Raw genomic sequence first — 8603 nt, 5'->3', positions numbered from 1 at the left:
GACGAAGTGCAGCTCCCATTCGTCGCCGTTCCAGACCGCACGAACGTTCTGTACCTTGTTGACTTCTGAGAGGTCGACATCTGGCCGGGTCTGGTACTCACAAAGGATGAAGTCCGACCAGTTCTCTTTCAGGTTCGACCCTTTCGAGAGTCGGACGCGGTTGTTCTCGGGGTCGTGTTTGAAGCCGTCTGCTTTGAACGTGACTGTACTACGTGGTCGTTCATCGCCGTGTTTGCGGTAGCCGGGCGGATTCGCCGTCTCGTCGGTCTGTCGTAGATCGAACCACGACTGGAAAGCGTCAGAAAGTTCTTCGATGACTTTCTGACTGGATTGTGCGTTTAGGTCTTTCCAGCACGCTTGGTTCTTCATGTACGCTTTGAGCGTCCCTTCATCGGGAATCTCGCCGATTTCATCCCAGATGCGGTCGGCTGTCCAGCGTGCGACGTTCCAGATCTTCGAGGCGGAGTCTCCGAGCAAACCCAGGTCATCGCAGACCTGTCGCTGGTTCTGAATGGAACCAACAGAGGTGCGAGTGACCTGGGTCGCCATACATAGCCTATATAAATAATCCAACTTAGTGGTGTGGATTCACGTTGCATATCCAGCTTGCCATCGACTGTGGAGTGTGTAGTCGAGTGACGCGATTCACGCCGGGCGTAAACGCCGGGATTCTCTCGCTGTTCAAAGATAGACGTGAACTGAGCAAGACTGTCGTCTATTATCTATGATCAAATCAATTTCGTAATAATCGTAAATTCTGCACTGCCGGGAGATCCCAGTTGTATGTAACCGCAGCTAACCGAGTCACGACGGTCACGACCGCACACACCACAGCAGCCGTACTTCCAGTCGCTCCGACTGTTCCCACAATCCAGTATGCACTCCCACCGAGGACGGCACAACTGGCATAGAAATCTTTGAAGAGGATAAACGGGGGGCGATCGAGAAGGATATCTGCAAGCGCGCCGCCACCGACGGCGTTGATCGTTGCGATCGTAACGACACCAAAGACAGACACACCCGCCTCGGTTGCAACGATCGCACCAGTTGTCGTAAAGGCAGCAAGCCCGATCGCATCCGCGACGAGCGTGATTGGATGCGTCTCCGGAGATGTGAAGACGACGCTCAGTGTGATCGCTAACCCGACGCCAAGCAGTCCCAGACTGATTTCGATCGAGGACTGCAGTGCTAATGGGACCCGTGTCACGAGGAGATCGCGTGTCGCTCCACCGCCGAATGCCATTGCCAACCCAACAATCGTAATGCCGAGCAAGTCGAATTCCTCACGGATTGCCTTCGACGATCCGACGAGGGCGAACGCGATCAACCCGATCGTGTTCATCACCGCAAATGGATCACCAAACAATACGTCAAGGAGCCACTGACCCATTACGCGCCCCTAAGAGAACGAGTCCCTTGAGTGCTCCGAGACGACGCTTCTCCAGCGCCGCTACTCTCACGTGCGGTGACTGCACGATCTGTACACACTGGGTCGCGAATCCACAAAGGATCAGTATGTGGCGTAACTGATATTCGCCTCGCCGGGCTCGTCGCGCAGGTCGCGAATCCACAAAGGATCAGTATGTGGGGAGAGCTGTCCTGATCGGAAGAGACGAGAGACAGTCGCGTCTACGCGTCGTTCGCCGCTTCGACCGTTTCCTGAACGGCTTCGATACCCTCGTCGTGAGCGAGGTCGCCGACGACGATGACGTCGGCGTACTGAGCCATCGAGTACGCGGAGTCGTAATCGTGGATGCCGCCGCCGTAGAACAGCGTCGCGTCGTCGACAGCATCGGCAGCGGCGTCGACGACGCCCTCGTCACCGAGCATACCCGAGTACTCGACGTAGACGATCTCCTGGCCGAACATCCGCTCGGCGACCGTCGCGTAGGCGGCGACGTCGTCGGCCTCGAGGTCGCAGTTGGCCTCTGTCAGCGTCGCTACGTCGGCCTCGGGGTTCATCACGATGTAGGCCTCCGTCGTCGTCCGCTCCCAATCGAGGTCGTCGTCAAGTCGGACCCACTCCTTGTGGGCCTCGGTGATCCAGAACGGCGAGCCGGCGTTGAACACCGTCGGGATGAGATAGCCGTCGAGCGCGTCGTCTTCGAGGACGACCTGCGGGTTCGAGGGTTCCTGATAGAGCGGGACGTCGTGTTCGGCACAGGCGTCGATGACGGCACCCATGTTCTCCTCGGTGATGCCCATCGTCCCGCCGACTTCGATCGCGTCAGTACCGGTCGCACAGAGATCGCCGTAGGTCACACCCTCGGGTAACTCCTTGTCCGGATCGATCTTGAGAACGTGATTCCAGTCGTCCCAGGGGGTAGTCATACCGCGTCGTTTCCCGACAATCAGCAAAAGCGCTACGGAACGGCCCTGTCTCGAGTGTCATACGGCCGATCGGACGCCGATACCGGCGTACCCACGGGATTTGCGGGCGTGCCGGGAGACACACTCCACCGTCCGAGACAGCGGACCGACCGTGTTCGATCTCACGCTCGAGTTGCCGGCGGCCCGCTCGCGGCCCCATCCGGCGCGCGACCGCCCTCGCAGTGTGTTTATCCCGAATTACAGCTGTTCGGCACTGACCGCCTGTAGCGTGCTGTCGTTTTCGACCTCCCAGATCCGCAGCACGAGGTGGGCCTTGCAGTAGTATTCGGCGGTCTCCAGGCCAGTTCGTCCGTTCTTGAGGACGAGCTGGCACGTGTCCCCGTTCGAACACTCTGGTGAATGTTCACACATTGGTACTCGTTTCGTCTACTCGTCTCGCAGTCAAGACACTGTCGGTGGTCGACTTCGATCCCAAAACGGGAACCTGGCCGGCTGCTATCGGTTTTGAGCGGCTTTCGAGGTCGATACCACCGAGTACTGAAAGACAGACCGGGAGCCGATCAGATTCCCTGTCCCATCAGATGGCTGCGCAACACGTCGGCTTCCTTGTTCCCTGCCCCGGTGTTGACGATGACAACCGTCTCGTCGCCGTCGAACGCACCGCGTTCGGCGAGTTCCCACGCGCCGCTTGCCGCCGCCGCAGCGCTCGGCGTCGGCTCGAGCCCGGTCGCCTGCGCGACCCGCACGGCAGCTTCGAGGATGTCCGGGTCGTCGGTCGCGACCGCGCCGCCGTCGGTCTCGCGGATCGCCTCGAGCACACGCGGGCTCGCGGCGGGATCGGGAATCTCGAGTTCGCCACAGATCGTGTCCGGATGCTCGACCGGCTCGTGGTCGTCGCGGTCGTCGTCGAACGCCTCGACGATCGGCGCACAGCCCGATGCCTGCGTGGCATACAGTGCGGGCGTCTCGTCGATCAGCCCGAGGTCGCGGTACTCGGCTGCGGCTTTGGCCGCGCCGACGAGGCCGACGCCCTCCCCGGTGGGGAAACAGATCGCGTCGGGAACGTCCCACTCGAGTTGCTCGACGACCTCGTAGAACAGCGTCTTCGCGCCCTCGTGGCGGTAGGGCGTGTCGAACGCCCGGAGAGAGTACCAGTCGTCGTGTTCGGCCAGTCCTTCCTCGAAGGCCCCGACGGCGTCACCGAAGCGGCCGCCGACGACGTTCATGTCGCCGCCGTGGACGTTGACCATCGCCTTGTTGGTAAAGCCCGACCGCGAGGGGAGATACGCGTGTGCCTCGAGTCCCGCACGAGCAGCGTAGGCCGCGGCTGCCTGCCCGCCGTTGCCCGTCGACGGGAGCGCGACGTCGGACGCGCCGTGCTGGGCAGCCGCCGTGAGAGCGACCGACGCGCCCCGATCCGTACTCGAGCCCGTCGGGTTCCGGCCGTCGTCTTTGGTGAGCACGCGCTCGACGCCGAGTTCGTCGGCCAGGTCGGGGCAGTCGACCAGCGCGGTCGCGCCCTCCGCGGTCGTCACGGCAGACTCGCGGGAAAACGGGAGTAACTCCGTGTAGCGCCACTGGGAGTCGAACGGTCGCGCGGCGAGCGTCTCGCGGTCGAGCTCGATCGCATCGTATGCGTAGGTCGGATCGAGTGCGCCGCCACAGTCCGGACAGCGGTGGGACTCGTCAGCGTCGACGATAGCCCCGCAGTCGACACACTCGAGCCCGGCAAAGGCGTCTGTCGTCTCCATACCGGATCCTTCGCGGCGCCGAACTAAGGGCTGTCCATCGGCGGCCCTCCGGAGCACCGAAACGATCGGGGCTCGACCGTGGCTGTGATACGGTCTGCTGTCAGTCATTTTCGGCACACTCACGACCTTTCGTGCGAGTGCGCTGGAAAACAGTGACAGTAGACCGTACGAGTCGGCGAATACCGACAGCTACGCTATCGAGCGTTCGATCAGCGGAATCGAAAGAGAGACCCGAAAGATCAGTTGTCGCCGGCTTTCGACTGCCACTCGTAGTCGCGGCGTTTGGCCGATTTGCCGAAGCCGCACGACGAGCAGACCTTCTTCTTCGTGTGGTAGGACTTCTCTCCGCAGCGACGACACTTGGTGTGGGTCGTCTTGTTCTTCTTTCCTTGGCTCGGGGTTCCTGCACCAGTCATGGAGTGATCGAGACGACGTTGTCGCCGCGTATAATGGTTGTGTCTTCGACCGGGGCATCCTCTTCGACGCTTCCCTCGACAGGGATAGTTACGTCCTCGAGCACCAGATTCATGTGTTGATCGTAGCCGGCGAGTTCGCCGACGTGTTCGTCACCACTCTTGAGTCGTACCGTGACGCGTTCGCCGAGCGACGCCTCGAGGACGTCCAGCGGTCGTCCACTCATACGCAACACCGCAGGTGATGGACACTTAATCGTACCGGTCCGGAGCCCGATTTCGAGAGGGCACTGATACTGTCTGTCGTGCTCGAGTGCCACTGACGCCAGTTGACTGGTCAGTATCAACGTGGTGGACCTAACCAAACGGCTAAGTGAACGCTCGTTGAGCGCTCACGCATGGGCGACAAGAACTTCACCTTCATCGAACTGCACTTCGACACCGAGACGCTGTTCGGATCCGGCTCGCTCGGCGAGGTGCTGCCGATCGGGGGGACCGAATCGACAGTGGAGACGGACCGCGAGACGGAAGACGAGACTGGGACTGCCGACGACGAATCCGGTGGCACGGGCAAAAGCGCCGTCGGCGCGCTGATCGCACTCGCCGTCCTCGTCGGGATCGCCGTCGCCGCCAAGAAGTTCCGCGGCGGCGACGAAGAAGACGAACTCGAGCCCGAAGAGGAACCTGACGTCATCGTCAACTGACTACGGCTGGCGATTAGTCGGCACCTAACGGACAACACCAGGTCGTGACACGGGGCCGAGCCGAACGCTTTTGCACGTCCTTCCCCTATCCGTATCCGTGAATCTCTATCGTAGCGCCCGGGCCGTTGCCGGGGCGTCCGGTGACGATGCGATCGACTGGCGATCGGCCGCCGATGCCGCCAAGGCGGCGACCGATCCCGGCGCGCTCGAGCTCGAATCCGGCGAGCGCGAGGGCTACGCCCGCGACGTTCGGGATGCGCGGGCAGCCGTGCGAGCGGTCTCCGGTGCCGACTTCGACGTGCCCGAGACGATCGAGATCCAGAACCGCCACCACTGGATCGACGCCAACGTCGCCACGTTCGAGCGGGTCATGAGCGCCCTCGAGACCCACACCGGTGCGTTCCCCGGCGTCACCCGGACGATCAACACGGGAACGATGACCGTCCTGCTTTCGTTCCTCGGGCGGAACGTCCTGGGACAGTACGATCCGCTCTTGCTGGCCGAGACGCCCAACGACGAGCACGCGCTGTATTTCGTCCGGCCGAACATCCTCAATGCGGCCGACAAACTCGACGTCGACGCCGATCGGTTCCGCCGCTGGATCGCCTTCCACGAGGTGACCCATGCCGCCGAGTTCGGGGCGGCACCGTGGCTTTCGGACCACCTCGAGGCCCGCATGGAGGAGGGGATCGCCACCCTCTCGGAGGGCTCGTTCGACCGCGAGGCGTTCCGCGACCTCGACGCCGCGATGACCGTCGTCGAAGGCTACGCCGAACTCCTGATGGACCACGCCTTCGACGAGGAGTACGAGGACCTGCGGCGCAAACTCGACGAACGCCGGCAGGGCCGGGGCCCCCTCCAGCGACTGTTCCGTCGCCTGCTCGGCCTCGGACTCAAACAGCGTCAGTACGAACGCGGGAAGAACTTCTTCGAACACGTCGTCGCAGTCCGCGACCTCGAGACGGCGAGTCTCGTCTGGGAGCAACCCGAGAACCTGCCGACCCACGACGAACTCGATTCCCCGGGAACGTGGATTCAGCGTGTCGACCGCTGACGCGGCTCTCGAGGGCGATTCTGCGACCCCTAGTCGGTCATAATCCAGACTAAGTACCAGAGCAACGCGCCCCCGGTGACGACCCCGCCAAGTATCGCGAGTCCGATCACCACCAGTGAGGCATCGCTCTGGAAGGCGATCAGGCCACCCGAGAGCCCGACCAGCAACACGAACACGATTTTGAGCTGATCGGCTGCGTTCTGCTGCGTACTCGAGCGAGCGGGACCGCGGCTCATAGTTCGTGGGGTGCGCTGACGTGCATCACAGCGAACTGCCAGTTGGGTACGTCTTCGTCCGCCGCCGCTCTCACCAGCGTTCCGCTCCAGCGGCTGTCGAAGCGGTGTCGATCGCCGCTTTCCGTGTCCGTCCAGGCCATCGTGACGTCGTCGGCCATCGTCGCAAAGTCGTCGCGTTCGTCGACGACGAGATGCCGACTGCTGACAGTCCAGCCGTCGGTCGTTTCGGTCTGTTCTGCGAGCGCCCGCGCGACCTCGTCGCTCCCGAACAGGGATTCACTGATACCGAACTTGACGGTCGCCGCGTCGTCACGAAAGTACGGCACAAGAGGGTCGCCGCCGCGGAGTGCGTCGTAGTAGTCGCGGACGATCGACTTAGCACTCGGTGACATAGCTCTCTGCTCGAGGCCCGGTCTCAAAGAATCACCGGACGCGAACGCAGGTCACTGCCTTACCGGCGGTCTCATACGGACTCCCGTCAATCAGTGTCGGTAGGACCGCGGCCGTCCTGCGGTCCCACCGGTAACCAGTGACAGCAGACCGTATCACATGAAGCCGCGATCGACTTCGTCCGTCTCGATCAGGTCGTCGAGTTCCGCGTTCAACAGCTCGTCGGCCTCCTCGAAGCGCTCGGCGAGGTCCTCGAGTTCGTCGGGCCGGTCGTACTGGTCGTACTCCATCGGTCCGAACGCAGGGCTCTCGATGGCCTCCATCACGTCGTCGAAGAGGTCCTGCGGGCGGGTCGGCGCATCCGCGTGCGTCTCGAGGACGGTCTCGAGGCGCTTGCCGACGGTCTCGGCTTGGTCTTCGTCCTCGGGCGGGGACTGGACCGCAAAGCGCCCGCCTGCGTCCCGTTCGGGCATGAACGAGCCGATCTCGTCGTCGAGGTTGCGCGCGACCTGCGTGCCGACGCCGCGCACCTCGAACGGGTTTTTCGCGTACGTTTTCAGGAAGAAGACGCCGGCCCGGGGATGCGCGAGGTACATGTCTTCGCCGACGCCACCGGCGCGGTCGCCGGCGACGGCGCGCCAGTCCTCCGAATCGACGTCTCGCTCCGTGACGTCCTCGAGTATGTCCTGCCACTCGCGTATCCGCATACGTGTCAGTTGGGCCGCCGGCAGAAAGAACGTATCGGTTAGGTCGAAAAATCCCTCGAGACGACTGTTGTACCGGATAACGGCCAATTCGAACCAAAAGGAATACGACGACTCCACCGACAGGGAACGTAACCAACGCTTTCTATGTCCGGCCGTCGCTCACTCTCGTTCGTCGAACTGTTTCGTGCCACGCCGGTGACGAGTTCGCTGCTGACGCTCGCGCCGCTCACCCTGGCGCTCGGCCAGCTCGGGAACAGCTACGTCAACGGCGTCTCACCGGCCGTTTCGGTCGCGTTCGCCGCCGTCATGGTCGCCTTTGCCGTCGTCGCGATGGGCCATCACGCCGCCGAGCACCGCATTCGCCGACTCGAGGCCGACTACGGACTGGATCGGGTCTAGGAGCCCATCTCGGGCTCGGTCGCGACCGTCCGCGCGTCACGGGCCTCGTAAGCGTTGTACCCCGCGAGTCCGGCGATCAATAGCCCGGTCGCGATCGTGTTCCAGAACACGCTGCCGGTCATCTCGAGCAGTGCTGCCGAGACGATTAGCCAGATGCCGAGGATGGCGATCAGCGACGCGATGGCAGTGCTGAGCGGGATGTCGCTGGTGAGTCGGTAGTAGTTGTAGCCCGCCGCAACGGCGATGACGAGGCCGACCAGGATGTTGTTCCAGAGCGGCGCCGCCGCGGTTTCGAGGACGAGCGTCGACAGCGCAGCCCACACCCCGAGGGCGGCGACGAGCAGGCTGACGACCGACGTCTTGTGCCGGCGCTCCTCGTTTGCGACCTTGGTCGACTCGTCGCGCGGATCGCGGCCCATGTCAGTCCGGTCACCGACGCCAGTGCCCGAATCGATGTCGGCCGCTTCCGTTTCCGTGCGGTTGGATGGCCCATCGTCGGTGTCGTCCTCGTGCGGGCTGCCCGACCGACGGTCGTCGCGGTTGGGGTCGCTCATAGCAGACGGGGGTTGGCACTCGCTCGCAAAAGCGTCCGCGTCCGTTCTTCCCATCACGGTTCGA

Annotated in this window: 14 protein-coding genes; 3 read left to right on the top strand and 11 right to left on the bottom strand. The window is 62.9% G+C overall.

The annotated features are described in order from the left end of the window. The 7 genes from ACFR99_RS16100 to ACFR99_RS16070 all read right to left on the bottom strand — a co-directional run. The coding region (locus ACFR99_RS16100; protein ID WP_465260905.1) for a nuclease/transposase family protein at positions 1-549 on the bottom strand (549 nt) is incomplete at its 3' end. Positions 550-733: 184 nt separating this feature from the next. Next, positions 734-1390 carry a trimeric intracellular cation channel family protein gene (locus ACFR99_RS16095; protein ID WP_390289372.1) on the bottom strand — a complete coding sequence of 219 codons (657 nt, stop codon included), beginning with the start codon at positions 1388-1390 and terminating at the stop codon, positions 734-736. A 239-nt stretch (positions 1391-1629) separates the two neighbouring features. After that, positions 1630-2331, bottom strand: a complete 702-nt coding sequence (locus tag ACFR99_RS16090; protein WP_390289369.1) for a phosphoglycerol geranylgeranyltransferase — start codon at positions 2329-2331, stop codon at positions 1630-1632. A gap of 237 nt (positions 2332-2568) precedes the next feature. After that, positions 2569-2742, bottom strand: a complete 174-nt coding sequence (locus ACFR99_RS16085) for a hypothetical protein (protein WP_390289366.1) — start codon at positions 2740-2742, stop codon at positions 2569-2571. A 149-nt stretch (positions 2743-2891) separates the two neighbouring features. After that, positions 2892-4082 carry a threonine synthase gene (locus ACFR99_RS16080; protein WP_390289363.1) on the bottom strand — a complete coding sequence of 397 codons (1191 nt, stop codon included), beginning with the start codon at positions 4080-4082 and terminating at the stop codon, positions 2892-2894. 239 nt (positions 4083-4321) lie between these two features. Further along, the gene (locus tag ACFR99_RS16075; RefSeq protein WP_138781879.1) at positions 4322-4498 is read right to left on the bottom strand and encodes a 50S ribosomal protein L37e; all 177 of its coding nucleotides are present in this window, start codon (positions 4496-4498) and stop codon (positions 4322-4324) included. Further along, positions 4495-4722: an LSM domain-containing protein gene (locus tag ACFR99_RS16070; protein ID WP_390289360.1), complete on the bottom strand. Its 228-nt coding sequence runs from the start codon at positions 4720-4722 to the stop codon at positions 4495-4497. The genes ACFR99_RS16075 and ACFR99_RS16070 overlap by 4 nt, the downstream gene beginning before the upstream one ends. Before the next feature lie 171 nt (positions 4723-4893). On the opposite strand from ACFR99_RS16070, the gene ACFR99_RS16065 reads away from it, so the two are divergent. Together ACFR99_RS16065 and ACFR99_RS16060 are read left to right on the top strand one after the other, a co-directional pair. Continuing rightward, complete coding sequence (locus ACFR99_RS16065; protein WP_390289357.1) at positions 4894-5199, top strand: hypothetical protein; 306 nt, start codon at positions 4894-4896, stop codon at positions 5197-5199. Between the two features lie 97 nt (positions 5200-5296). Beyond that, the gene (locus tag ACFR99_RS16060) at positions 5297-6253 is read left to right on the top strand and encodes a zinc-dependent metalloprotease (RefSeq protein WP_390289354.1); all 957 of its coding nucleotides are present in this window, start codon (positions 5297-5299) and stop codon (positions 6251-6253) included. A gap of 29 nt (positions 6254-6282) precedes the next feature. Here ACFR99_RS16060 and ACFR99_RS16055 read toward each other — a convergent pair whose 3' ends face one another. From ACFR99_RS16055 to ACFR99_RS16045, 3 genes are all read right to left on the bottom strand, one after another. Further along, positions 6283-6489, bottom strand: a complete 207-nt coding sequence (locus tag ACFR99_RS16055) for a hypothetical protein (protein ID WP_390289351.1) — start codon at positions 6487-6489, stop codon at positions 6283-6285. After that, a complete protein-coding gene (locus tag ACFR99_RS16050) occupies positions 6486-6881 on the bottom strand; it encodes a nuclear transport factor 2 family protein (RefSeq protein WP_390289348.1) in 396 nt (131 codons plus the stop codon). The genes ACFR99_RS16055 and ACFR99_RS16050 overlap by 4 nt, the downstream gene beginning before the upstream one ends. A gap of 153 nt (positions 6882-7034) precedes the next feature. Continuing rightward, entirely contained in the window at positions 7035-7586 is a 552-nt protein-coding gene (locus tag ACFR99_RS16045; RefSeq protein WP_390289345.1) for a hypothetical protein, read from the bottom strand. 144 nt (positions 7587-7730) lie between these two features. On the opposite strand from ACFR99_RS16045, the gene ACFR99_RS16040 reads away from it, so the two are divergent. Next, the gene (locus tag ACFR99_RS16040; protein ID WP_390289342.1) at positions 7731-7985 is read left to right on the top strand and encodes a hypothetical protein; all 255 of its coding nucleotides are present in this window, start codon (positions 7731-7733) and stop codon (positions 7983-7985) included. Here ACFR99_RS16040 and ACFR99_RS16035 read toward each other — a convergent pair. Beyond that, on the bottom strand, positions 7982-8539 hold the full coding sequence (locus tag ACFR99_RS16035; protein WP_390289339.1) for an SPW repeat domain-containing protein: 558 nt from the start codon (positions 8537-8539) through the stop codon (positions 7982-7984). The genes ACFR99_RS16040 and ACFR99_RS16035 overlap by 4 nt on opposite strands. Positions 8540-8603 lie beyond the last annotated feature (64 nt).

This window comes from Haloarchaeobius amylolyticus, from assembly GCF_042678045.1.
Lineage (GTDB): Archaea > Halobacteriota > Halobacteria > Halobacteriales > Natrialbaceae > Natrinema > Natrinema amylolyticus_A.
This window is presented reverse-complemented; position numbering and strand designations above follow the sequence as displayed.

Bases quoted from the DNA above. Each gene is read 5' to 3' on its own strand.
- ACFR99_RS16035 (WP_390289339.1), bottom strand. From the start codon at position 8,539: ATGAGCGACCCCAACCGCGACGACCGTCGGTCGGGCAGCCCGCACGAG.
- ACFR99_RS16040 (WP_390289342.1), top strand. From the start codon at position 7,731: ATGTCCGGCCGTCGCTCACTCTCGTTCGTCGAACTGTTTCGTGCCACG.
- ACFR99_RS16075 (WP_138781879.1), bottom strand. From the start codon at position 4,498: ATGACTGGTGCAGGAACCCCGAGCCAAGGAAAGAAGAACAAGACGACC.
- ACFR99_RS16050 (WP_390289348.1), bottom strand. From the start codon at position 6,881: ATGTCACCGAGTGCTAAGTCGATCGTCCGCGACTACTACGACGCACTC.
- ACFR99_RS16090 (WP_390289369.1), bottom strand. From the start codon at position 2,331: ATGACTACCCCCTGGGACGACTGGAATCACGTTCTCAAGATCGATCCG.
- ACFR99_RS16095 (WP_390289372.1), bottom strand. From the start codon at position 1,390: ATGGGTCAGTGGCTCCTTGACGTATTGTTTGGTGATCCATTTGCGGTG.
- ACFR99_RS16070 (WP_390289360.1), bottom strand. From the start codon at position 4,722: ATGAGTGGACGACCGCTGGACGTCCTCGAGGCGTCGCTCGGCGAACGC.
- ACFR99_RS16045 (WP_390289345.1), bottom strand. From the start codon at position 7,586: ATGCGGATACGCGAGTGGCAGGACATACTCGAGGACGTCACGGAGCGA.
- ACFR99_RS16085 (WP_390289366.1), bottom strand. From the start codon at position 2,742: ATGTGTGAACATTCACCAGAGTGTTCGAACGGGGACACGTGCCAGCTC.
- ACFR99_RS16065 (WP_390289357.1), top strand. From the start codon at position 4,894: ATGGGCGACAAGAACTTCACCTTCATCGAACTGCACTTCGACACCGAG.
- ACFR99_RS16080 (WP_390289363.1), bottom strand. From the start codon at position 4,082: ATGGAGACGACAGACGCCTTTGCCGGGCTCGAGTGTGTCGACTGCGGG.
- ACFR99_RS16055 (WP_390289351.1), bottom strand. From the start codon at position 6,489: ATGAGCCGCGGTCCCGCTCGCTCGAGTACGCAGCAGAACGCAGCCGAT.